Raw genomic sequence first — 22,429 nt, 5'->3', positions numbered from 1 at the left:
CTCAAAAGATTGGCCAAAATACAGCTGTATTTTGGCCAATTCAACATTCTAGATTTCAGTTATTTTAAAATTAAAAATATTTAACCAGAATAATAAGGCTTCTTGGCTTTTACTTTCTTCTGAAAGCGTTGAGGATTCAACTTATCCAACAGGTTTTGAGGCACTGGACAAAGCTCACCTAAAACAAGGGCTGCCAATACTTCGCTACACAACGGCGCAAACAAGAATCCCTTTGAACCTAGGCCTGCAAAGGTAAATATCTGTCTATCATTTTGTATTTTTCCGACCAAAGGGAAATAATCTAGACTTTGTGCACGCACAGACGCACGACCTTGCCAATGTTCTACCGTAGGGAGTTGCTGCGCATATTCTGGGAACACGCTGTGGATAAGTTCATAGTTATGCACATGGTCTTCAGCCAAGACGTCAACATCGTCTCGATTGGGATAAAAAGATGCACCTAAGATCAGTTGTGCAGCATCCAGTTGCATACAATAACCGCCATAACTATAGGCTTGATCTAGAGCTAAAGCTTGCTCGCGATTTTCAACCCAACTGACCTGTCCACGAATTGGTTTTAATGGGGGATAGTTTTCAAAGAGCTCAGCACTTTGCTTGGCACAGCAAACAATCACATCATCGGCTGTTGCGATGAGTTGCTGTTCTTGCCAAAGCTCAGTTTGCTTGTCTGTGCTTTTTAAGCGAGAAATTTTTGCTTTTATGCATTGAATATTCGGATGCTGCAATATTTCATCACGCAGTTGCTGTGGAGAAACTGCACCTGCCTGATGAAGCGTCAAGCTTGGATAATCTGTTTCAGGTGTAGCATTCTGCTGATCGTGTACCGATAACACCGCTTCAGGATATTGTTCCGCTAAGCCAAGCAATTCATCTGCATTTTTTAAAGCCATTTGCTGGACTTGAATGGATCTAAATGCTTTGAAACGTGAATAGAAATTCAAGGCATGTTGCCAGCTTAAGGTCATCAGATGTTCATGGGCTTGCTCAATTGGACACAGCTTGGGGTTGAGTAGAGCAAGGGGATTGCCCGATGCACCTGAGAGTGGCTCATCTTGTTCGTAGATCGTGACTTGATGGCCACGTTGAGCAAAGGCCCATGCGCAGCTTAAACCTGCGATTCCAGCGCCAATGATGGCAATTTGACGAGGTCTTGAACTAGATGCTATTGGTGCTCGTTCAGATTGAACCTTAATTTCTGCTGCATCAGCAGGGTCGGTTAGCGTTTGTGACGGATCAGACCAAATGGCTTTCAACATTTCACGTTTATGCCCGAAGCCACGTGGGCGGCTAATGTGCACACCATGTTGCTTGAGTCCACGTTTCAGTACACCAGCCACACTAAAGGACGCAAATGTCGTTCCGTAGTCTGATAAACGCACGATGTGATTGAGTACATTTTCCTGCCACATGTCAGGATTACATGAAGGCGCAAAACCATCAAGAAACCATGCATTCACGGCTTGGGTTTTCGGGATACTAGGGAAAATATCCTGTGCATCTCCCAACCATAAATCAATACTAAAACGTTGTTCTGGAAAACTTAAGCGATGGCAGCCTGCAATGGGCAATGGATATTGCTGAATCAGCTGTTCTGCAAGTGGCTTAAGTTCAGGCCAGACATTCAGTGCGCGGATCAGATCGGCTTTGCTCAGTGGAAATTTTTCGACGCTGATCACATGTAAATGGCTGTGATTATCTGGACGAACCTGCTGCCAAAGTTGCCACAGGGTCAGAATGTTTAAGCCCGTACCAAAACCTGTTTCGCCCACACAGAAGTATTGAAAATCTTCCAGTTCTGACAGACGTTCAGTGAGGTCATTGCCATTTAAAAACACATGCCGTGTTTCAAGCAGGCCGTTATCTTTAGAAAAGTAGACATCACCGAACTGTTTAGAAATGGGAACTTCGATAGCATCGATCAGTTCCCAATCTAATTCGGCTGTTTGTATTTTTGCGGAATGAGACATAAATAAAGAAGTGGTTTTTACCACTGACGGCGACGTTTAGTATGAATATAACTGGCAATCAAGAAGCCCAGAATCACACCCACAGCAATGGTCATTGCGCCGTATAAAAACATTTGTGCGCTGCGTTCACTTTGTAATACCTGAACCTGTACGGTGAGGTTGTCATTTTTTAACTGTAATTCTTGATTTTGAGAGAGTGCTTCCAGATTGGCGTGCTCAAGTTGCTTCAAGCGGCTGGCCTGATCTTGAATCATGGCTTTGACTTTTGCATCTTGTTGTTGCTTGGCTTTGGCAATTTGCTCGGCGGTCAGTGGTTTGGCCGCTGTCGCAGTTGTATTGGTGGGTGCAGCGGCAGGTGCATTGGCTGCTGGGGTTGGACTTGCTGCGACTGGGGCAGCAGGTGTTGCAGGCTCAACCGCCCAAGCAGTAGAGCTGAGTAAGCATAAAGCCAATACGCTTTTGACGACAAATTGCATGACTTACCCTTTTGGAAAAGCTTTGTTGAATGGTTTTACATCAATATTGCTGTAAATCCCTTCCTTTAAAAATGGCTCTTCTTCAATCCACAGATCCAATGCTTCACGGCTGTCAAATTCGACAATCATGGTACTGCCCCAAAAACCAGCTTGTGGATCATTTGGATCTTTCGGATGTGCACCTGCCGCAATTAAACGTCCTTCATCATCTAACTTTTGCAGACGTTCAATATGTTGTGGGCGGGTGGCTAAACGTTTTTCCAAAGTACCTTCGCGATCAGTACAAGTCAGCACAAAATATGGCATGGCAGTAGCTCGATGATTTAAAATCTATTCAGTGGTTTTAAAATGCTTTCTTAAGAAAAACAGTATAGCAGCTAGGTAACTGATAGAAACGATAATATCGCCGAAAGCGGTGAATTCGCCCCAATATTTTCCTTGCATATAGACAAAACCAAAGAAGAAATGCAAAGCCGCAAGCAAAAAGAATTGTCCGCACCACGCCCAGTTCAATTTGATCCAGCCTCTTGGGCTGAGTTCGAGCAACGAGCCTAAAAGTTTTTGGATAATTGGCATGCGTTCTTTATTAAATAATGGCGTCACCAGGAAGCCTAATCCAATGCCGATATTGATAATGATGGCTTTCATTTTGATGTAGGTCACATCGCTGAAAATCAGGGTGATTCCACCAAAAACCACCGACATGACGACAATAAACCACTGCATTTTTTCCAATTTAAATTTTTGGAAAAAGAACAGACAACCATAAACGACAAGCGTCGAGATCAGTAATGCACAAGTTGCAACAAGAATATGATTTTGATCGAGATTTCCAGAACTACCCACTAACTGTAGCAGCGGATGATGACTATCTTTAGGATCGGTGGTTTTATAAAAATAAAAGAAGATAATAATCGGTAGATAGTCGAGCAACGCTTTCATGTTACAGTACGATGATGAAATAGGTCAGATAGCATAATACAAACCATGTTCGGTGTCGATTTACACACACATACACTCATTTCCGATGGTACCTTCTTCCCAGAGCAACTGGTACAGACGGCTGTCGACTTAAAAATTCATACTCTTGCCATCACAGACCATGACACTATGGATGGCTTGCTGCGCGCTCAAGATTATGCACAAGCACATGATATTCAAATTATTTCTGGGGTGGAAATTTCTAGTCAATGGTCTCGACCAAATACCAAGAAGAGTTATGGTGTACATATCGTTGCCTTGAATATGCAAGATGACGCGCCGATCAAAGCCATGCTGGAACAGCAAAAAAAAGTCCGTGCTGAACGGGCAAAAGTGATTTGTCAGCTCTTAGAAAAATGTATCGATTTTGATATTTATCCTGATGTGATTGCCCAAGTCGATGGGGAAGCAGATCGGGTGACTCGAACCCATATTGCCAAAGCCTTAGTCGACAAGAATATTGTCAGTCGTCCACAGCAGGCCTTTGATCGATTTCTGAAAGAAGGTAAAAAGGCTTTTGTGAAATTTGAAGGTATGGGCTTAAAAGAAACCATTGATGTGATTCATGCCAGTCAGGGTTTCGCCGTGCTTGCTCATCCGACCCGTTATGATCTGTCTGCCACCAATATCCGTTATTTGATTGAGCTCTTTGCCGAGTCGGGTGGTGATGCGGTGGAACTACCACCGAGTATCGAACCTGCTTCGACACGTCAAATGGTGGATCGGATGATTCAGCAATTTGATCTGGCGGTTTCAATTGGCAGTGATTTCCACGGTGAGAATATGCCGTGGATTAAATTGGGACAAACCCCACATGTAAAAGAAGGGCAAAAAGGGATTTGGGAACGCTTTAAATCATCGGTGATATGAAAAATTAGAATCTGCTCTGAGCATCATTATTTTAGTAATTATGCTGTTGAAAGTAATCGGTTAAATAATCTAAAAAATGCTGCACTTTTGGCGCGATCAGTTGCCGATGTGGAAACACGGCATAAATTGCCGTTGCTTCAACAGGATAGTCGGGCAAAATCTGCACCAGTTTGCCTGCGGCAAGATCATCCGCAACATGCCAGATCGAATGATTGGAAATACCCAGGCCGGCTAAGGCCGCTTGCCGAACGCCTTCTCCTGAATTGGTCGCAAAATATCCCTCGACATGAATCTGTTCAACTTGACCTTCTGCATTGACTAAATGCCAGTGATTGGTCAGACCCTGACCATGCTGTTGCAAGATACAGCGATGCAATTTGAGTTCTGCCAAGCTATGGGGCTGACCATATTTTTCCAGATAGCTGGGTGAAGCACAGAGTAAGCGTTGATTGGTACTCAAGCGTTTGGCGATCAAGCTGGAACTTCTTAACTGACCAATGCGAATGGCCAAGTCCATGCCTTGCTGAATCAGGTCGATGTTTTGATCATTTAAATCTAAGTAAATCTTCAGCTCAGGATGTAAGTGGGAAAATGTGGCAATCACGGGCATTAACACCTGAGTACCAAACGTGGCTGAAGTGCTAATCCGCAAAGTCCCCGTTAAGGCTTGATTTTGGGAGGTGAGAGCTTGCTGTAAATGAACAAAATCGTTGATCCAGCCACGTCCATGCTCAAGTACGGTTTTGCCTTCCTCTGTTAAAGTCAATTTTCGTGTGGTGCGATGAAATAAACGCAGTTGTAGGCTTTGTTCTAGACGTTGTAATTTCTGACTGGCCACTGACACCGAGATATTGGCATCCTGTGCGGCTTTGCTGATCGAGCCCAAGTCTGCAACACGAATAAAAAACTGAAAATCTTCTGTATTCATTATCAATAAAATCAGAAAAGTATTTCTTGATTATCGTGGTTTTTCGAATAAATCCCTAGCGCTATTTTTGTACTTAAGCAATCACAGGTTGAAGAGACAGATCATGAAATATCATTTCTTAGGAAACTCAGGTTTAAACGTTTCAGAACTGGGATTTGGCGCAGGAACCTTAGGTGGGCAGGGGCAAATCTTCTCTGCTTGGGGACAAGCCAGTCAAACAGAAGCCAATCAAATGATCGGGGCTTGTCTGGATGCCGGTATTAATTACTTTGATACGGCCGATGTGTATTCTGATGGGGAGTCTGAACGGATGTTGGGCAAGGCTTTGGCATCTGAACGTCAACACAATATTATTTCCACTAAAGTCGGAATTCGTAGTTCAGAGCATCTAAATGATGCAGGATTTAGCCGACATTATTTATTGTCCGCAGTTGAACAGTCCTTAACTCGCTTGGGAACGGATTATATCGATGTGTTGCAGTTACATCAGTTTGATAGTTTTACTGCATTGCCTCAGTTAATGAAAACTTTAGATGAGTTAGTGCGTAGTGGCAAAGTACGTTACATCGGCGCGTCTAATTTTGCAGGCTGGCAATTGATGAAAGCCCAAGCGATTGCTGAACAATATGGCTATGAAAAGTTTGTGGTCAATCAGGTTTATTATTCATTGATCGGCCGCGATTATGAATGGGAACTGATGCCCTTAAATGATGACCAGCACATTGGCGCAGTAGTGTGGAGTCCTTTGGGTTGGGGCAGATTGACAGGTAAATTTGATCGAGAGAATCCGATTCCAGCACAAAGCCGCTTACATGATACCGCGCAATTTGCGCCACCAGTGAATGAAGCGCATCTCTATGCTGTGATTGATGTGCTCAAACAGATTGCAGTTGAAACTGGCGATACGATTCCGCAAATTGCCTTAAACTGGTTATTACAGCGCCCAACGGTGTCCAGTGTATTGATTGGCGCACGTAATCAAACTCAACTGCAAGATAACCTTGTTGCCAAAGATATTCAGTTGTCGATTGAACAGATTGAACGTTTAAATCAGGTCAGTGCGGTCTATCCGCCCTATCCTTATTATCCCTATTGGAATGGACAGTTTACTGAGCGTTTTAAATCCATCGTCCCGTCCCAATTTATTTAACTGATGTTAAGTCGCATAAAAATGCCCTCATTGGAGGGCATTGCAATTAGAGTAAGTTATGGTCATGCGCCTGAATCGGCGGTGGGGTTGGTCGACCTAAAGTTCCAAGTAATTCAATTTCAATCGAACGGACCATCGCATCCAGCGGTAAGTCATTGCTTTGTGTACCGAAAGGCTCTTCTATTTCAGTACTTAAAGCATCCAGACCTAAAAAGGTATAGGCCAAAATACCGACCAATAGCGGTGTCACCAAGCCCAATAACGAGCCAAGACTGAATGGCAGCATAAAGCAGAAGAAATACACGGTACGGTTCAGTAAAACCGAATAGGCGAATGGAATTGGGGTGTTGGCAATCCGATCACAACCCGTTTGCATTTCACTTAATGCGGCCACATGGCGGTTCATCTGGGTATAAATAATATCCGAGATTTCACCTTCTTTCATGGCCTGTAACAGTTCCCATTGAATTAGACTCAAGGTGTACTGTGGCGCATTATGTTGTTGATAAAGTTGGGTCAGTGCTTGTTGGCTCAGACCACTGGTTTCAGTCAACTCGGTTGGATTGGCGGTTTGATGACGCAGACGATCACGTAGCACATTGGCAAACACAATCACGTTTTGAATGATACGTTCACGACGTGCCTGAGTCAGCACGCGGCAATCACGGTCAAAATGGCGCGCCGTGGCAATCAACACGCCCCAGAGTTTACGTGCTTCCCACCAGCGGTCATAACAAGCGGTATTCTTAAATCCCAAGAAAATGGACAGCACCACACCAATCAACGTGAAGCCGACTAATGGAATTTCCGGGAAACGATATAGATTGACATACTCGACCCCACCAATGATGGCAGAGATCAGCATCACGAAACCGAGAGAGGGCAAAATTTTGGGTAAAATTGTCCCTCGCCATGAGAATAAAACTTTAAAAATACTCGGCTGGTCACGGACAATCATGTTATTTGAATCATTAATTTTATGTCTTGATATTCCTGTTTGATTTAAGCTTTGTCAAGGCGAGATTGCTTGGTTTTAATAGGGTTGAGTAGTTGTTGTTCAGAAAATGAAAAATAGCCTTCAGTTGAAATAATAAAATGATCGATCAGGTGAATTTCCAGCAGTTTGCAGGCTTGTTTGAGTTGTTGGGTCAGATAAATATCTTCAGTTGATGGTTGGGCAGTGCCATAGGGATGATTGTGTGCCACCACGATTTGACAGGCTTGTTGCTGCAGGGCATAGCGTAGGGTTTGATTCAGTGAAACAGCGCAGGAATGATGGGAACCGAAGAATAGCTTTTTAAAATGCAATTTTCTGAGTTCGGCATCTAAACACAGTACCGCAAAAACCTCCTGTTTTTCACCTTGCAGTTCATAACGTAAATAGTCGAGCACTAGGGTTGACGTATCCAGACAAAGCCGTTGTTGCTGGAAATGATTATTCAGATAACGCCGCCCAAGTTCCTTCACGGCCATCAGCTGTGCATATTTGGTGGAGGCTATGCCATTAAATTGTGATAAATCTTCAAAATTGGCATCAAATATCAAATTAAGTCCGCCAAAATGTTGAATCAAAATACGCGCCAATTCCACCGCAGAGTGCTGTTTTGAGCCTGAACGCAGAAAAATCGCCAACAGTTCCGCATCGGATAAGCTTTGCGGTCCTTGCGACAAAAGTCGTTCTCTTGGGCGCTCTTGTTCAGGCCAAGTTTTAATAGATTGGTTCAATTGTTAATTTCCTTTTGATTTTATTGTGATTATTTTTTTAACGGGCAAAAATAATTACGCGCCTTTTCCTTTTATATTGCATCATGTCAACACGATTTTCGATCATCGTCAGTGCTGAAATGTTGAGGGTGCTACTTGGGTATCCACTTATTTAATGCTATTGTGAGCGCCACTGCAACAGTAAGGTATCCTGTTTGTGAGCTTCGATCTAAGTGTTATTCCCCATAAAAACATTATTTTAGCGGTTACAGGTGGTATTGCTGCCTATAAAAGTGCCATCTTGGTGCGCCGTTTAAAAGATTTCGGTTTTGATGTCCGAGTGGTCATGACCCATGGCGCACAAGCATTTATTACCCCACTTACTTTTCAAGCACTTTCAGGCAATCCTGTGCATACCGAATTGCTTGATCCTGAAGCCGAAGCAGGCATGGGACATATTGAATTGGCACGTTGGGCCGATTTGGTTCTAGTGGCACCTGCCAGCTGTGACAGCATTGCAAAATTTGCCAATGGCTTGGCGGATGATCTGCTCAGTACTTTATATCTGGCAACCAAAGCACCTGTATGGGTTGCACCGGCCATGAATCAGCAAATGTGGGCAGCAAAAGCCACACAGCGCAATCTGCAAACGTTGGTCGAAGATGGTGTTCATGTGATCATGCCAGATGCGGGTGAACAAGCCTGTGGAGATGTGGGTCTAGGCCGTATGCCTGAGCCCGAAGATTTGGCTCGCCAAGTTGCAGCCTATTTCCATAAAGCACAACGTGCCTTGGCCGAAAAGTTTGGTTTATTAGCAGGCAAGCGCGTCACCATTACTGCTGGGCCAACGCGTGAAGCGATTGATCCTGTACGTTATATCTCAAACCACAGCACTGGAAAAATGGGCTTTGCTCTGGCAGCGGCGTGTTATGCAGCAGGGGCAAAAGTCACCTTGGTGGCTGGCCCTGTTAGCTTGGATACGCCGAATGGTGTGCAACGTATTAATGTCAGTTCTGCAATGCAGATGCTTGATGTCAGCATGAACCAACTCAAAGACGGTTGTGACATCTTTATTGCAACGGCAGCAGTGGCGGATTATCGTGTGGCACAAGTGGCTGAGCATAAGATTAAGAAAGCCGGTGATGAGCTTGCGGTGGCTTTGGTCAAAAATCCAGATATCGTAGCGACCATTGCACAGCAGGAACAACGTCCATTCATGGTTGGCTTTGCTGCTGAAACACAAAATGTTGAAGAATACGCTGCTGGTAAGTTAGTGGCGAAAAAACTCGACATGATTGCCTGCAATGATGTGTCACGTCCAGATATCGGCTTTGCCTCAGATGAAAATGCCATGACTGTATTTTTTGCCCAGTCTTATCACATGAAAAAGCGTGAGTTGGAGAAGGCATCAAAGCAAGAGATTTCGCAGCAGTTGGTCGAGTCGATTGCCGATGCTTTACGCCGTCGTCTATAAACCTGAACACGATCTTTTTTTATCAAAATGCAACGATTCCGTTGCATTTTTTATGTATGCTAAATCAGCAATTGCCATTGTTGTTTTTAAGTCAAAGCACAGTGTTTTGCGTCGAGAAATTAAACATAGCCACAGTTTTTGATAGGATATCCGAATGATTAAAAAAACTTTAGCCACCGTTGTGATGTTATCCGCTTTTGCATTTAGCCATACGGCAATGGCTGCGGGTTTAGAAGATGACATGAAGACGCTGGGCAAAAATTATAAAGCGTTTAACCAAGCTGCAACGCCACAGGCCGCAACAGCAGCTTTGGATAATATGCGTACTGCCGCGACCCATTCAAAACAGTATAAATTGGCGCCGAATACCACTGAAAAAGTGCCAGCATCTACCGCTTTATTTGATCAAATTATTGTAGAAATTGATAAAGCCAAATTGCTGGTTCAAGCCGGTAAGCTGGATGATGCTAAGAAGCAAGGTAAGAAGATTGCTGAATTACGTGACCAAGGGCATAAATATTACACCCATTAAGCGATAAAGGTCGCTCATCGACATGATAGAGCCGTACTTCCAAGAAGTACGGCTTTTTTCATCGGGATTTGAGACGCTAGAAAGACAAAGTTAAGACTGAGCATGATTCAGATTTTCATGGAATGGCAAAGTTGCTACAGTGAAAACATGAATGATGAGAGGTGATGATATGTCCTCACAACAACGTAATTATGAGCGTATTGCTCAAGCGATTGACTATATTCAACAGAACTTTCAGCAACAGCCGCAACTGGATGAAGTCGCTGCACATATTCATTTAAGTCCTGCACATTTTCAGCGTTTATTTACTGAATGGGTCGGTACCAGTCCGAAAAAGTTTTTGCAATATATTAGTGTTGAACATGCCAAGAAGATTTTAAAGCAAGAGCAGGGCAGTATTTTTGATGCAACCTTTGCCACAGGTCTGTCCAGTACCAGTCGATTGCATGATCTGTTTATTCAGATTGAAGGGATGACCCCGGCCGAATACAAACATGGTGGGCAGAGCCTGACAATTCACTATCAGTTCGCAGAGACCTTGTTTGGCGAAGTACTGATTGCATCCACACATAAAGGTATTTGTGCACTCAGTTTTGTGGACAATCGGATTGATGCTCTGATGCAGTTAACAGCGCAATTTCCTCAAGCTGAATTTATTGAACAGATTGATGCATTTCAGCAAAGTGCTTTAGCCTTGTTTCAAAAGGACCAACTACAATTGGCAGAGATTAAACTGCATTTAAAAGGCACCGAGTTTCAGCTTAAAGTGTGGCAAAGCTTGCTCAAGATTCCGATGGGACAGCTCTCTACCTATGGTGAGTTGGCAAAAGCTATTCAGCATCCCAAAGCTGCACGAGCGGTCGGCACCGCCATTGGTAGCAATCCTGTGGCATTTCTGATTCCCTGTCATCGGGTAATTCAATCCACAGGTGCTTTCGGTGGTTATGAGTGGGGAGCATTGCGTAAAACAGCATTGATCGGTTGGGAGGGTGTACAAACCCATGCAGCCATCTGAATTGACACAAATCCAAACCGTGATTGATAAGATTCAAGCTGCGGATTGGGAGGCCATCACTGAGCAAATGCACCAACAGGGTTTTGCCCTGATTGAGCAGGTTTTATCGACCGAGCAGTGTGAAACGCTGCAACAGGCATATCCGCAAACCGAACTGTATCGTAAAACCGTAGAGATGCAGCGTTATCGTTTTGGTCTCGGTGAATATAAATATTTTACCTACCCATTGCCGAATCTGATTGAGCGAATACGGCATGAGATCTATCCCTATTTGGTAGCGATTGCCAATGCATGGTTTCGGGTGTTGAAGTTAGAACATTCATTTCCGTCCACCCATCCAGAATTTCTACAGCAGTGCCATCAACAGGGGCAAATGCTGGCAACACCACTGATTTTGAAATATGGACAAGGCGGCTTTAATACGCTGCATCAGGACTTATATGGTGAGGTGTATTTCCCGATACAATTGGTGATTGTATTGAGTCAGCCGAATGTGGATTTTAGTGGCGGAGAATTGGTTTTTACCCAACAAACGCCCAGAGCGCAATCTAAGGCCATGGTGGTGCAACCACAGCAAGGTGATCTGTTGATTTTTACCACCCACTTTAAACCTGAAAAAGGTAGTCAGGGTTATTATCGGGTCAATATGAAGCATGGGGTTAGCCCCATTCATCGAGGTGAACGTTATAGCCTTGGGATTATTTTCCATGATGCGCTGAGTTAATCTGATGTGGAGACATTGTGAATTAACACAGACCGAGTTACATCAGAAACTGAAACAGCAACAGATTGTATTTGCAGGCAATGCACAGCTTAAGATTTATGGCAGATTGACCTGTGCCTCAGGGAAGCGCATGCTGAAAAACAATCGGGTATTTTTTGTCGATGAGCAAGAAGCAATTGCACAGGGTTTCCGACCATGTGGACATTGTATGCAGCAAGCCTATAAGAAGTGGAAAGATGCAACTATTTGATATTGAAGCTGATCCAAAGCAGAATCATTTGCCTTATGACGGTACGGTACAGTACTACGGCAAAGTGGTGCAGACCACGGCGGCAGATCATTATTTTGATCAACTGATGCAGACCATTGCATGGGAAAATGATCAGGCACTGATCTTTGGAAAGTTATTGACGACTAAACGTAAAGTGGCGTGGTATGGGGATCGGCGCTTTGAATATACCTATTCCAATATGAATAAATATGCCTTGCCGTGGACCAAGGAGTTACTGGAGTTAAAACAGCTGGCCGAAGAGTTAAGCGGTGAGACATTCAACTCTTGTTTGCTCAATCTTTACCATAGTGGTGAAGAGGGGATGGCGTGGCATAGTGATGGTGAAACGGATTTAAAAAAAGATGGCGCGATTGCCTCATTTAGTTTTGGTGCCGAGCGTAAGTTCGCATTTAAACATAAGCAGAGCAAAGAAAAAGTCGAACTTTATTTAGAACATGGCAGCTTATTGGTGATGAAAGGCACCACGCAGACCTATTGGTTGCATCGCCTACCGCCGACTAAAAAAGTCAGTACGCCGCGGGTGAATCTGACCTTTAGAACTATTGTGGAATAAGCCTATTTCAGATTAGACATAGTGATAAAGTTCAACATCAGAAAAAGTTGCATTAAATGCTTCAATCAGGTGATTAATCTGTTCAGTTTGATCGGGAACCAGCATCCAATAAGGATTTTCATTCGAGATCAGCAGTAAGGCCAGACCATGTTGTTCTGCAACCGCATAGATATTGTCAAATAAAATGGCATAGATATGTTCAGCAAAATCAATTTCATTCTGCTGTTCTGGGGCGCTCTCTGCATATTCAGCAAATAATTGCTCGACTTCAGCTTCAATACGATTATTCAGTTGTTCAATATCGACTTGGGCTTGTTGTAGTTGATAACACTTGTCGGTGTCATTGTCATAATATTCTTTTAACTCAACATATTGAATGTTGGAATGTAAGGTATTGACCCAATGGATAAATTGATGAAAATCGTGTGCATGGGCAGGATAAGGCACCTGTGTCAGTTCAGGAAAGACCTGTTGGCATAGCGAATAAAGTGTTGTGGTCATGGTTTATTCTCGTTTTATTCGGATCTTTTTTATTATGATAAAAAAGCCACAGCAATTGCTGTGGCTTTTTTGCTTCGCGATGAAAGCTTATGCTTGACCTTGCGCATCTGCATCCGCTTGGAGGCGTTGCATGTTTGCTTCGAATTCAGCATCAAAGTTGATCGGTGTAAGCAGCAATTGCGGGAAGCTACCTTTCGTTACCAAATCATTCACTGCTTCACGTAAGAATGGGAACAGGATATTTGGGCAGTAAGCACCTAAGATGTATGGAAGGCGATCTTCTTCTACACCATCAACCAAGAAAATCCCTGATTGAGTTACATCAACGATGAACGCAGTTTCATTTTCATTGTTTGCTTGAACCACAACTTTTAAAGACACTTCATAATGAGTTGGATCAATTTTTTCTGCAGCAGAAGATAAATTGATGTTCAGTTCAGGTTGCCATTGCTTGGTAAAGACTTGTGCACCTGGAACTTCAAAAGAAATGTCTTTGGTATAGATACGTTCTAACGCGAGTTGTGGTTGAACTTGTTCTTCGCTCATTGTTTTTCCTTAAATCTTGGATTTAGATGTTGTTAAGCTAATAATTGGTCGAGTTTGCCTTCACGCTCTAAAGCATAAAGTTGATCAAAACCGCCAATGAATTGGTCTTTGATAAAAATTTGCGGCACAGTACGGTGATTGGTACGTTGCATTAACTCAAGACGAACTTCTGGTGCTTCATTGGAAAGATTAATTTCTTTATAAGCAACACCCTTGCGCTCAAGTAATTGTTTTGCGCGTACGCAATATGGGCAAGAAAGTGTTGAATAAATGGTGACATTTTCAGTAGTCATTTTATCTCTCCTTAAGCTTTGGTTTTGCTTTTCACTAAAGGTAAGCCTTGAGCTTTCCAATTGCTAATACCACCGTCTAAACGGTAGCTGTCGGCATGACCAACTTTTTGCAATGCTGAGCCTGCAACCTGACCTAAGTTACAAATGAAGACCAAGGGACGATCACTTGCTTTTAATTCATCGACATGACTTGTAATCTGGCTGTATGGAATGTTACGGCTACCGCTGATGTGACCATCACGGAAATCTTTTCCATCACGTAAGTCGATCAAGATGGCATTTTTTGCCTTGACCAAAATACCTAGAGATTGTGGTGAAATTTTACGACCATTGCGTTGCCCTTCTAAAATAAAGAACAACACGATTAACACGCCGAGCGTACCAAATAAGAAGGGGTGATTCCCCATAAACTCTAACCAGCGTTCCACAAGTCACCTAAAGTTAAAATCAAAATTGACCCTGAGTATAACTTATCTCAATGGTGATCAAAATCTTTAGTTCAAGGGCAAGCAGCGAAGAAAATTAACTTTTTTGCTGCGCTTCTTGAATTTCATCCAGTAAACGTAAATAGCTGTCTAAACGGCGTGGCAAAATCTCGCCTGCATCAACCGCTTGTTTCAGCGCACAATTTTTCTCATGGGTATGGGTGCAGTTGCGGAACTGGCACAGTCCTAAATGCGCTTCAATCTCAGGAAAACCCGTGCGTACCTTTTCTAAACTGAGATGCCATAGTCCAAATTCACGGATTCCTGGGGAATCAATCAATGCACCGTTTGTTCCAAATTTAATCAAACGAGTGGACGTGGTGGTGTGCTGACCCAGTGCCGAGTTCTCAGAAATGATATTGGTTTTCTGGGCAGCATCGGGAACGATGGTATTGATCAGTGAGCTTTTGCCGACACCGGATTGTCCCACGAAAGCCACCGTTTCATTGTCCAAACGCGCAGACAGGGCCGATAAGTCACCCTGCGAATGACAAATTAAGGTTTCATAGCCCAAAGATTCATATTCACTCAATAATGTCAGAATCGGATCATTTTCAGTAAGCAAGTCAGATTTATTCAACACCAACAAGGCTGGAATATTGGCATCGGCACAGGCCACCAGATAGCGGTCAATCAATGTTGGTGCGGGTTCTGGTAAAGGTGCAAATACAATCACAATCAAACTGATATTGGCTGCGACGGGTTTCACTTTGTGATAACGGTCGGGGCGAGTCAACAACGATTGTCTTGGATAAATCGCGGTGATAATGCCTAAACCTGTAATCGGATCAGCTTGCCATTTAACCCGATCGCCAGTCACCAAAAGTTCTAGGTTGGTACGGGTGTGACAACGCCAAATGCTGTCGAGTTCAATCGGTTTCCAGAACGGTTCTGGTTCACCTTCAGCCACTTGTGGTTTTTCTGGGTGCTGTTCAGGCACAGATAAAGCTTGTACTTCGAGTTGACGACCATAATGCTGAACAACCAGTCCATCCAGATCTTGCGATGTATCAATGTCGTCTTGACGTGATTTATGCTGTTTCTCAATACGACGTTGCTGTTGTTCGGTTAAACGACGCTTACGAATTAAAGCCATTCATATCCCAAAAAATCCACACTTTGAAGACCGCAAAAATAGCACGAAGCCACTATAGAATTACAGCCAAGATGTAATTAATTTGCTACTATTGATGTTTTTAAGCACTTTAGAATCGCCATCCATGAGTAGCACCCCTGATACACGATTAATTTGGATCGATCTGGAAATGACAGGTCTTGATACCGATAACGACAAGATTATTGAAATTGCAACAATTATTACAGATGACCATTTGAATATCTTGGCTGAAGGACCTGTTTTAGCGGTACATCAATCTGATTTGATTCTAAATGCAATGGATGAGTGGAATACCAAGCAACATGGCCAGTCGGGTCTGATTGAGCGAGTACGCCGCAGTAAGTTAAAGGCTCAAGATGCCGAACAGCAAACCCTTGAGTTCTTAAAGAAATGGGTGAGTCCAAAATCATCACCAATGTGTGGGAACTCGATTTGCCAAGATCGCCGTTTCTTGCATCGTTTGATGCCTGAATTGGAACAGTTTTTCCATTACCGTAATTTAGATGTGTCTTCGGTGAAAGAGTTAGCAAAACGCTGGAGACCTGAAATTATGAGTGGTTTAAAGAAAAATGCATCCCACTTGGCGATGGATGATATCCGTGATTCGATTGCAGAATTGAAATACTATCGTGAATACTTTTTTATCATGAATAACGATAAGTAATCGATTATTGGGGAATACATAAAAGGAGCTGAGGCTCCTTTTTTAATGCGTGAAAAAATTTGGGCTTGCTCAAAAAATCGCTTAAACTCGGTGTTTAATTGCAAACTATAAAAAAGAGAGCGTACATGCAAAGTACTAACCCCATTTTAACACGGGTAGAAACTTATCAAGATTTGGCTGAGCCAATGACTATTCAGGGCGCGATTCAAAAATCAGTCCTGTTAACGGTGATTGCTGCTATTTTAGGCATGGCCTTATTTTTCTACTGTGCGATGACAGCCAATCTGTCGATTGCCTATGCTGCTACGATTATCGGTGCAGTGGGTGGTTTAATCCTTGCCTTGATCACCACATTTAAATCTAATACTGCACCGGCTTTAGCGATTCCTTATGCCTTATTTGAAGGGGCGTTTTTAGGTGGGGTGTCGTTTATTTTCCAGTTGAAGTATCCGGGTGTTCCTTTACAAGCATTGCTTGCGACTTTCGTGACCACCTTGGTGCTGTTTGCTTTATATAAATTTCAGATCATTCGTGCCACTGAAAAGTTTAAAGCAGTTGTGATTTCAGCTTCGATTGCCATTGCCTTGGTATTTGTGGTGCAAATCATTTTACGTTTAGCATTTGGTTCGAGCATTCCTTATATCTTTGAAAGCAACTGGTTAGGTATTGGCTTTGCTGCCTTTGTTGCGGTCATTGCATCATTAAACCTGATCTTGGACTTTGACTTGATTGAAAATGCGGCTGCACAACGCGCACCAAAAGCATTTGAATGGATCTGTGCCATTGCCTTATTGGCAACATTGGTGTGGATGTATTATTCATTCTTGCGTTTATTGAGTCTGCTTCGCGGTGACGATTAAGTTCTGATTTAAGTAAAAATACAAATCGTCTTCTCTTGAAGGCGATTTTTTTATGCAAGATTGTAAAAAAGATGGATTATGCAATTCCGCAAGCGACGGAATATTGGCATGATGTGGTGAAAATTTTTCGAGTGAGAATAAGATGTCACAAGGACTTTTAGCTGGTAAACGTTTTTTGATTGCCGGTATTGCAAGTAAATTATCGATTGCTTTCGGTATTGCTTCTGCGTTACACCGTGAAGGTGCTGAGCTTGCGTTTACTTATCCAAATGAAAAGCTGAAAAAACGTGTCGATGATTTTGCAGCACAGTTTGGTTCAACACTGGTTTTTCCTTGTGATGTTGCTGTTGACGCAGAAATTGACAATGCTTTTGTTGAATTGGCAAAACACTGGGATGGTTTAGACGGTGTGGTACATTCAATCGGTTTTGCACCTGCACATACGCTTGATGGTGACTTTACTGACGTGACCGACCGTGATGGTTTTAAAATTGCACATGACATTAGTGCTTATAGCTTTATTGCGATGGCTCGTGCGGCTAAACCATTATTGCAAGCGCGCCAAGGTTGTTTATTGACTTTGACTTATCAAGGTTCTGAGCGTGTGATGCCGAACTATAACGTGATGGGTATGGCGAAAGCATCGTTAGAAGCGGGTGTTCGTTATTTAGCATCAAGCTTAGGCGTAGATGGTATTCGCGTGAATGCAATTTCTGCGGGCCCAATCCGTACTTTAGCCGCATCAGGCATCAAGTCTTTCCGTAAAATGTTAGATGCCAATGAAAAAATTGCACCGCTAAAACGTAATGTGACCATTGAAGAAGTGGGCAATGCAGCATTATTCCTTTGTTCGCCGTGGGCTTCAGGTATTACAGGCGAAATCATGTATGTTGATGGTGGCTTTAATACGGTTGGTATGAGTCAAAGCATGATGGATGATGAATAATTAGATTGATCTAAATGATTTGATAAAGCCGCTTTTATAGCGGCTTTGTTTTTTTAACACTATGATGAAAGTCTAAAAAATATAAGCCATCTTTTGAACTCACTTATTATGTTTTTCTATACTGTTAAATCATTGTTCAGGATCTTTAGCGAATAAATACGCATTTGATTTCTTTAGATGACGGATCACTTCAAATACATCTGGTTCAACTACGCACTTTTGCTCAGGTATAAAAAATACACAAGAAAGCTTTTGTGCAATAGCGATGATTTGTTCAATATCTAGAATAAAATTACCACGGATATCTATTCGGAACTGAATATCTTCTAACTTTCCTTTCTCATACCATACTTGAACATCAGTTCCTTTTTCACAACCAAAACTTAACAAGTCTTCATGCCATGATTCAGATAATGGGTAATATTTTATAATTTCTTCTTTTACATCATTTTTTGTTGAATTTTTCCAAGTAAAAGAAACATCATAATGACCTTCTGGATTATAAAAGCTCGCTAATTCTTTCCCATTGGTATCGAACCAACTTTTGGGTATTAAGCAGACTTTAAATTGCCATGCCGCCATAGGATTTTCTCTTATCTCATTTTTGAGTGAATGCTACGCGTGTCAAATTTCATTTAAATATTTTATCTTGCTATGTATTTATGAGGAAAGTACTTCTCTTACCTTTTTAGAGTCAATTTCTTTCCAGCGAGATACGTTTTTACCGCTAGAGGTAGTCTCAACAAGTAATGCAATTCTGTAGTCTTGATCATATTTTCGTTTTTTAAATAGCTCATGTAGATAGACGGCAAAATCTTCGGCTAATTGTAATGAATCAAGGGAAAAACTTTATCAAACGTATTCACCAGATCCAGAATAATCCAGATCTGGTGAAAGAATAACAGCTCAGAACAATAGTGCTAGGGCTATTGTTTCGGTAGTTCTTTTACAGGACTTCCACCCATGGCTTGCATTAATGTCACATAGGCATTGTATTGATTCTGCTTGGTTTCTACCAAGCTGAGTCGTGCATTACGTGTGGTTTCCTGCGCATCCAATAAGTTCTTTAACGCAATCGCTCCATTGCGATAACGCACTTCGGTTAAACGTTCAGTTTTATCTGCCAGCTCAACATTACGTTGCTGTAACTGTACTTGCTGATTTAGCTGAGTGCGATTGGATAAGGCATTTTCGACATCGGCAAAAGCTTGGTATAGCGTTTGACGGTATTGAGTAATGGCTTTTTCATACTCAAGATCACTGATCGCAATGTCTTTCTTCATATCATTATATTGAAGGAAAGGCAGGCTAAGGCTCGCACCCAAAGTTAAAGCAGGATTCTTTAACAGTTGCGTTAAAGACGTGCTGGAAGAGCCAACATTCCCAGTCAAATTAATCGAAGGATAATAGCTGGCTTTAGTTGCATCCTTATTGGCTAAAGTCTTGCGCAAGCGTAACTCAGATGCTTGTAGGTCTGGGCGACGCGATAAAATATCAGCAGGGAGTCCGACCGCGATATTCGGTAAAGCATTGCGAGGTAACTGTGCAGGTTCTTGAATATTCAGTTGTTGTACAGGTTCATGCAACAGCACTGCAAGGGCAGTACGTGCTTCAACACGCTGCTGTTCAATCTGACTGAGACTGGCTTTTTGGCTTTGTACCGATTGTTCAGCTTGGGTGAGGTCCAAACCAGATACTGCACCTGCTTTATATTGCGACTGTACCAAAGAATAGGTTTTTTGAGTTGAGGCCAAATTTTGCTGAATGGTTTGATAGCGTTCATTCAGATAGCCCAACTGCCAATACAGCTTTGCTGTCGTGCCAACCAAGCTTTGTGCAGTCGCTTGTAAATCTTGTTCAGTGGCTAAGGCTTCCCAACGACTGGCTTCGGTTTGACTGGCAAGCTTGCCAAATAAATCGAGCTCATAGCTGACACCAACGCTGGTCGATAAACCACGATCAGAGCCATCGCCAGAATGCAGATCAATATTATGACCTGCGGAAACACTAGAACTGGTTCGAATCCCTTGTTTGTTTTCAGCGAGACCCGCTTGTAGTCGAGCTTGTTGCAGGGTGATACCTGCGACACTTAAGTCACTATTTTTAGCGAGCACTTGATCGACCAATTGATTCAACTGAGTATCGTTAAATAGCGTCCACCATTGATCAGTTAGATGGATACTTTTACTTTTTTGTGCATCATATTGGAACTGTTGTGGCACTTGGACGGTTGGTGCGTTATAGGGTGTTTTAACCACAGCAGAACAGCCAGCTAAGGAACCAGTGAGTACCAGTGCAAGTCCTAATTTTGTGAATTGAAAAGACATACTCAAATTCCTTATTCTCTCGCTAAAGCAGCAACTGGATCGAGTTGTGCTGCATTTCGTGCTGGCAAGAAGCCAAATACAATACCAATCATGCTTGAGCAGACAAAGGCTGCAACAATTGAAGTGGTCGAATAACTCATTTCAATGATGCCTTTGGCAAAGTGTCCGATGATCTGTCCAATCCCTAAAGATAGCAGTACACCCAAGATACCACCCAATAAACAGACCAGAATTGCCTCAATCAGGAATTGCTGCAAAATATCGCTTTGTCGAGCACCGACCGCCATCCGTACCCCGATTTCTTGCGTCCGTTCAGTCACAGAAACCAGCATAATATTCATCACGCCAATACCACCCACCACCAAGGAGATGACAGCAATCGCTGAAATCAGCAAGGTCATGGTTGCAGTGGTTTGCTGGATGGTTTCACGAATACTGTCAGAGTTTTGGGTAAACACATCTTGTGCGCCGTGACGCTGTTCCAGTAAGGTGAGAATCGCATTTTCAGCAGCGCTACTTGGGTATTCATCTTTAATACGGACGATGATGCTACGTACATTGGACTGACCCAGCATACGGCTCATGACAGTCGAGTAGGGCAGATAGACATTGAGGCTGTCTGAATTTCCCATAAAGCCTTGTTGGGCATCAATCACACCAATAATTCGACTCGGTACACTGCCTAATAGCAACACTTGACCGACAGGATTGGTGCCATCTGCAAAGAAGGTCTTTTCAGTATTGGTATCAATCACCACATCTTGGGCGCGTTCAGTCACACTTGCCTTATCGAAAGGCTGTCCTGATTTAAAGGTCATACCACGGACATAGAAGAAATCAGAACTGACCCCATTCACTGTTGCCGCGGCTTCGGTATCTTTATAACGCAGGGTTAAACTGGTATTGGCAGAAGGACTGACCCCATCCACATAGGGCTGTTCAGCCAATGCTTCGGCATCGGCAGGCACCAGTGTTTTGGCTTGTGAGGTCCGTGAGTTATCACCAAAGCCACGACCTTGATAGACGGTGATGGTATTGGTACCCAGACTACTAATATTTTCTAAAATTTGCTTCTGCGAGCCATTACCTAGCGCCACGACCGAGACCACGGATGCAATCCCGATAATAATCCCGAGCATGGTCAAAAAGGTACGCATGCGGTGCGCATTCATGGCGAGTAATGCCATACGGAAGGCTTCACCAAGACGGTCAAAGAACGAACGCCAAGCAGAGGTTTTCTTCTGCGGGTTACGCTGTAGAGTTTGATGCTCCAGTTCTGGATCACTATGTTCAGGTGTGTTGGCACGATCTGAAATAATGTTTCCGTCACTGATCTCAATAATACGGGTCGCATTTTTGGCAACATTGAGATCATGAGTGACCAGAATAATCGTATGGCCTTTGGCATTCAGCTCACGCAAAATGCGCATCACCTCAATACCGCTATTCTTATCCAATGCACCTGTGGGTTCATCGGCAAGAATCACATCACCGCCATTCATCAATGCACGAGCAATCGAGACACGTTGTTGCTGACCACCAGATAGCTGGCTAGGGCGATGATGTAAACGTTCTTCCAGCCCCAGTTCAGATAATAGTTCAGCAGAACGCTCTTGGCGAAGATGACTGTCTACACCTGCATAAATGGCCGGGACTTCGACGTTTCCTGAAGCACTCAGATCACCCAATAAATGATAGCGCTGGAAAATAAAACCAAAATATTCACGGCGTAATTGTGCCAGTTCATCTGGTTCTAATTGGCGTGTTTCTCGACCATTGACCTTGTAACTTCCTGCGCTGGGCTTATCAAGACAACCCAAGATGTTCATCAAGGTGGATTTACCCGAACCTGATTGCCCGACAATCGCAACCAACTCACCTGCATAAATTTTTAAATCAATGCCTTTGAGAATCTGTACGGTGCCTTCACCTGCAGGAAATTCACGGGTGAGCTGACTGACCTCAAGCAGTGGTTGTGATGAATGTGTTTGATTTTGAGTCAT

Annotated in this window: 26 protein-coding genes; 11 read left to right on the top strand and 15 right to left on the bottom strand. The window is 43.1% G+C overall.

The genetic code is table 11. From position 1 onward, the window contains the following. Positions 1-80 precede the first annotated feature (80 nt). Genes mnmC through F993_RS05600 form a run of 4 tightly spaced genes read right to left on the bottom strand, consistent with a single transcriptional unit; the run spans position 81 to position 3,406 of the window. Positions 81-1,988, bottom strand: coding sequence for a bifunctional tRNA (5-methylaminomethyl-2-thiouridine)(34)-methyltransferase MnmC2/FAD-dependent 5-carboxymethylaminomethyl-2-thiouridine(34) oxidoreductase MnmC1 (gene mnmC / locus F993_RS05585; RefSeq protein WP_004655919.1), 1,908 nt, complete (start codon positions 1,986-1,988; stop codon positions 81-83). A gap of 17 nt (positions 1,989-2,005) precedes the next feature. After that, on the bottom strand, positions 2,006-2,464 hold the full coding sequence (locus tag F993_RS05590) for an SH3 domain-containing protein (protein ID WP_004655917.1): 459 nt from the start codon (positions 2,462-2,464) through the stop codon (positions 2,006-2,008). 3 nt (positions 2,465-2,467) lie between these two features. Then, a complete protein-coding gene (locus F993_RS05595) occupies positions 2,468-2,770 on the bottom strand; it encodes a YciI family protein (RefSeq protein WP_004655915.1) in 303 nt (100 codons plus the stop codon). Positions 2,771-2,794: 24 nt separating this feature from the next. Further along, on the bottom strand, positions 2,795-3,406 hold the full coding sequence (locus F993_RS05600; protein WP_004655913.1) for a septation protein IspZ: 612 nt from the start codon (positions 3,404-3,406) through the stop codon (positions 2,795-2,797). Positions 3,407-3,451: 45 nt separating this feature from the next. Between F993_RS05600 and F993_RS05605 the strand changes: the two genes are divergently transcribed. Beyond that, on the top strand, positions 3,452-4,315 hold the full coding sequence (locus F993_RS05605) for a PHP domain-containing protein (protein WP_004655912.1): 864 nt from the start codon (positions 3,452-3,454) through the stop codon (positions 4,313-4,315). Positions 4,316-4,346: 31 nt separating this feature from the next. Here the strand turns inward: F993_RS05605 and F993_RS05610 are convergent, their stop codons facing one another. Next, positions 4,347-5,243: a LysR family transcriptional regulator gene (locus F993_RS05610; RefSeq protein WP_004655909.1), complete on the bottom strand. Its 897-nt coding sequence runs from the start codon at positions 5,241-5,243 to the stop codon at positions 4,347-4,349. Between the two features lie 103 nt (positions 5,244-5,346). On the opposite strand from F993_RS05610, the gene F993_RS05615 reads away from it, so the two are divergent. Continuing rightward, positions 5,347-6,393, top strand: coding sequence for an aldo/keto reductase (locus F993_RS05615; protein WP_004655907.1), 1,047 nt, complete (start codon positions 5,347-5,349; stop codon positions 6,391-6,393). Positions 6,394-6,439: 46 nt separating this feature from the next. Here F993_RS05615 and F993_RS05620 read toward each other — a convergent pair whose 3' ends face one another. Together F993_RS05620 and radC are read right to left on the bottom strand one after the other, a co-directional pair. Continuing rightward, on the bottom strand, positions 6,440-7,351 hold the full coding sequence (locus tag F993_RS05620) for a bestrophin family protein (protein WP_004655906.1): 912 nt from the start codon (positions 7,349-7,351) through the stop codon (positions 6,440-6,442). A 44-nt stretch (positions 7,352-7,395) separates the two neighbouring features. Then, positions 7,396-8,118 (bottom strand): RadC family protein, encoded by a 723-nt coding sequence (radC, locus tag F993_RS05625; RefSeq protein ID WP_004655904.1) that lies wholly within the window; start codon positions 8,116-8,118, stop codon positions 7,396-7,398. Between the two features lie 196 nt (positions 8,119-8,314). On the opposite strand from radC, the gene coaBC reads away from it, so the two are divergent. From coaBC to F993_RS05655, 6 genes are all read left to right on the top strand, one after another. Beyond that, positions 8,315-9,571, top strand: coding sequence for a bifunctional phosphopantothenoylcysteine decarboxylase/phosphopantothenate--cysteine ligase CoaBC (coaBC, locus tag F993_RS05630; protein WP_004655902.1), 1,257 nt, complete (start codon positions 8,315-8,317; stop codon positions 9,569-9,571). 154 nt (positions 9,572-9,725) lie between these two features. Continuing rightward, positions 9,726-10,103: a cytochrome b562 gene (locus tag F993_RS05635; RefSeq protein WP_004655900.1), complete on the top strand. Its 378-nt coding sequence runs from the start codon at positions 9,726-9,728 to the stop codon at positions 10,101-10,103. A 169-nt stretch (positions 10,104-10,272) separates the two neighbouring features. Further along, positions 10,273-11,118: a methylated-DNA--[protein]-cysteine S-methyltransferase gene (locus F993_RS05640; protein ID WP_004655899.1), complete on the top strand. Its 846-nt coding sequence runs from the start codon at positions 10,273-10,275 to the stop codon at positions 11,116-11,118. Next, a complete protein-coding gene (locus F993_RS05645; RefSeq protein WP_004655897.1) occupies positions 11,105-11,842 on the top strand; it encodes a 2OG-Fe(II) oxygenase in 738 nt (245 codons plus the stop codon). The genes F993_RS05640 and F993_RS05645 overlap by 14 nt, the downstream gene beginning before the upstream one ends. Positions 11,843-11,846: 4 nt before the next feature. Beyond that, positions 11,847-12,092 (top strand): Ada metal-binding domain-containing protein, encoded by a 246-nt coding sequence (locus F993_RS05650; protein ID WP_004655895.1) that lies wholly within the window; start codon positions 11,847-11,849, stop codon positions 12,090-12,092. Further along, a complete protein-coding gene (locus F993_RS05655; RefSeq protein ID WP_004655893.1) occupies positions 12,079-12,687 on the top strand; it encodes an alpha-ketoglutarate-dependent dioxygenase AlkB family protein in 609 nt (202 codons plus the stop codon). Before F993_RS05650 ends, F993_RS05655 begins: the two co-directional genes overlap by 14 nt. A 12-nt stretch (positions 12,688-12,699) precedes the next feature. Here the strand turns inward: F993_RS05655 and F993_RS05660 are convergent, their stop codons facing one another. The 5 genes from F993_RS05660 to rsgA form a co-directional block, all read right to left on the bottom strand. Beyond that, positions 12,700-13,188, bottom strand: coding sequence for a hypothetical protein (locus tag F993_RS05660; protein ID WP_004655891.1), 489 nt, complete (start codon positions 13,186-13,188; stop codon positions 12,700-12,702). Positions 13,189-13,275: 87 nt separating this feature from the next. After that, positions 13,276-13,734: a protein-export chaperone SecB gene (secB, locus tag F993_RS05665; protein WP_004655889.1), complete on the bottom strand. Its 459-nt coding sequence runs from the start codon at positions 13,732-13,734 to the stop codon at positions 13,276-13,278. A gap of 32 nt (positions 13,735-13,766) precedes the next feature. Further along, complete coding sequence (grxC, locus tag F993_RS05670) at positions 13,767-14,027, bottom strand: glutaredoxin 3 (protein WP_004655887.1); 261 nt, start codon at positions 14,025-14,027, stop codon at positions 13,767-13,769. Between the two features lie 11 nt (positions 14,028-14,038). Further along, the gene (locus tag F993_RS05675) at positions 14,039-14,455 is read right to left on the bottom strand and encodes a rhodanese-like domain-containing protein (protein WP_004655885.1); all 417 of its coding nucleotides are present in this window, start codon (positions 14,453-14,455) and stop codon (positions 14,039-14,041) included. Positions 14,456-14,549: 94 nt separating this feature from the next. After that, positions 14,550-15,608 carry a ribosome small subunit-dependent GTPase A gene (rsgA, locus tag F993_RS05680; RefSeq protein WP_004655882.1) on the bottom strand — a complete coding sequence of 353 codons (1,059 nt, stop codon included), beginning with the start codon at positions 15,606-15,608 and terminating at the stop codon, positions 14,550-14,552. Positions 15,609-15,732: 124 nt separating this feature from the next. Between rsgA and orn the strand changes: the two genes are divergently transcribed. The 3 genes from orn (at position 15,733) to F993_RS05695 (ending at position 18,099) form a co-directional block, all read left to right on the top strand. Continuing rightward, positions 15,733-16,293, top strand: a complete 561-nt coding sequence (gene orn / locus F993_RS05685) for an oligoribonuclease (protein ID WP_005184949.1) — start codon at positions 15,733-15,735, stop codon at positions 16,291-16,293. A gap of 125 nt (positions 16,294-16,418) precedes the next feature. Beyond that, entirely contained in the window at positions 16,419-17,153 is a 735-nt protein-coding gene (locus F993_RS05690; RefSeq protein WP_004655878.1) for a Bax inhibitor-1/YccA family protein, read from the top strand. 142 nt (positions 17,154-17,295) lie between these two features. Continuing rightward, entirely contained in the window at positions 17,296-18,099 is an 804-nt protein-coding gene (locus F993_RS05695) for an enoyl-ACP reductase FabI (protein ID WP_004655876.1), read from the top strand. A gap of 129 nt (positions 18,100-18,228) precedes the next feature. On the opposite strand, the gene F993_RS05700 is transcribed toward F993_RS05695, so the two are convergent. The 3 genes from F993_RS05700 to F993_RS05710 form a co-directional block, all read right to left on the bottom strand. Further along, positions 18,229-18,681: a hypothetical protein gene (locus F993_RS05700; protein ID WP_004655874.1), complete on the bottom strand. Its 453-nt coding sequence runs from the start codon at positions 18,679-18,681 to the stop codon at positions 18,229-18,231. A gap of 344 nt (positions 18,682-19,025) precedes the next feature. Then, positions 19,026-20,426, bottom strand: coding sequence for an efflux transporter outer membrane subunit (locus tag F993_RS05705; RefSeq protein WP_004655872.1), 1,401 nt, complete (start codon positions 20,424-20,426; stop codon positions 19,026-19,028). An 11-nt stretch (positions 20,427-20,437) separates the two neighbouring features. Then, positions 20,438-22,429, bottom strand: a complete 1,992-nt coding sequence (locus F993_RS05710; protein ID WP_004655871.1) for a MacB family efflux pump subunit — start codon at positions 22,427-22,429, stop codon at positions 20,438-20,440.

Source organism: Acinetobacter proteolyticus (genome assembly GCF_000367945.1).
GTDB classification, from domain to species: Bacteria; Pseudomonadota; Gammaproteobacteria; order Pseudomonadales; family Moraxellaceae; genus Acinetobacter; species Acinetobacter proteolyticus.
Note: the sequence above shows the minus strand (reverse complement) of the source record. Positions and strands in the feature narration are given on the sequence as shown.

Bases quoted from the DNA above. Each gene is read 5' to 3' on its own strand.
- mnmC (WP_004655919.1), bottom strand. From the start codon at position 1,988: ATGTCTCATTCCGCAAAAATACAAACAGCCGAATTAGATTGGGAACTG.
- F993_RS05590 (WP_004655917.1), bottom strand. From the start codon at position 2,464: ATGCAATTTGTCGTCAAAAGCGTATTGGCTTTATGCTTACTCAGCTCT.
- F993_RS05595 (WP_004655915.1), bottom strand. From the start codon at position 2,770: ATGCCATATTTTGTGCTGACTTGTACTGATCGCGAAGGTACTTTGGAA.
- F993_RS05600 (WP_004655913.1), bottom strand. From the start codon at position 3,406: ATGAAAGCGTTGCTCGACTATCTACCGATTATTATCTTCTTTTATTTT.
- F993_RS05605 (WP_004655912.1), top strand. From the start codon at position 3,452: ATGTTCGGTGTCGATTTACACACACATACACTCATTTCCGATGGTACC.
- F993_RS05610 (WP_004655909.1), bottom strand. From the start codon at position 5,243: ATGAATACAGAAGATTTTCAGTTTTTTATTCGTGTTGCAGACTTGGGC.
- F993_RS05615 (WP_004655907.1), top strand. From the start codon at position 5,347: ATGAAATATCATTTCTTAGGAAACTCAGGTTTAAACGTTTCAGAACTG.
- F993_RS05620 (WP_004655906.1), bottom strand. From the start codon at position 7,351: ATGATTGTCCGTGACCAGCCGAGTATTTTTAAAGTTTTATTCTCATGG.
- F993_RS05635 (WP_004655900.1), top strand. From the start codon at position 9,726: ATGATTAAAAAAACTTTAGCCACCGTTGTGATGTTATCCGCTTTTGCA.
- F993_RS05640 (WP_004655899.1), top strand. From the start codon at position 10,273: ATGTCCTCACAACAACGTAATTATGAGCGTATTGCTCAAGCGATTGAC.
- F993_RS05645 (WP_004655897.1), top strand. From the start codon at position 11,105: ATGCAGCCATCTGAATTGACACAAATCCAAACCGTGATTGATAAGATT.
- F993_RS05650 (WP_004655895.1), top strand. From the start codon at position 11,847: ATGTGGAGACATTGTGAATTAACACAGACCGAGTTACATCAGAAACTG.
- F993_RS05655 (WP_004655893.1), top strand. From the start codon at position 12,079: ATGCAACTATTTGATATTGAAGCTGATCCAAAGCAGAATCATTTGCCT.
- F993_RS05660 (WP_004655891.1), bottom strand. From the start codon at position 13,188: ATGACCACAACACTTTATTCGCTATGCCAACAGGTCTTTCCTGAACTG.
- secB (WP_004655889.1), bottom strand. From the start codon at position 13,734: ATGAGCGAAGAACAAGTTCAACCACAACTCGCGTTAGAACGTATCTAT.
- grxC (WP_004655887.1), bottom strand. From the start codon at position 14,027: ATGACTACTGAAAATGTCACCATTTATTCAACACTTTCTTGCCCATAT.
- rsgA (WP_004655882.1), bottom strand. From the start codon at position 15,608: ATGGCTTTAATTCGTAAGCGTCGTTTAACCGAACAACAGCAACGTCGT.
- orn (WP_005184949.1), top strand. From the start codon at position 15,733: ATGAGTAGCACCCCTGATACACGATTAATTTGGATCGATCTGGAAATG.
- F993_RS05690 (WP_004655878.1), top strand. From the start codon at position 16,419: ATGCAAAGTACTAACCCCATTTTAACACGGGTAGAAACTTATCAAGAT.
- F993_RS05695 (WP_004655876.1), top strand. From the start codon at position 17,296: ATGTCACAAGGACTTTTAGCTGGTAAACGTTTTTTGATTGCCGGTATT.
- F993_RS05700 (WP_004655874.1), bottom strand. From the start codon at position 18,681: ATGGCGGCATGGCAATTTAAAGTCTGCTTAATACCCAAAAGTTGGTTC.
- F993_RS05705 (WP_004655872.1), bottom strand. From the start codon at position 20,426: ATGTCTTTTCAATTCACAAAATTAGGACTTGCACTGGTACTCACTGGT.
- F993_RS05710 (WP_004655871.1), bottom strand. From the start codon at position 22,429: ATGACTCAAAATCAAACACATTCATCACAACCACTGCTTGAGGTCAGT.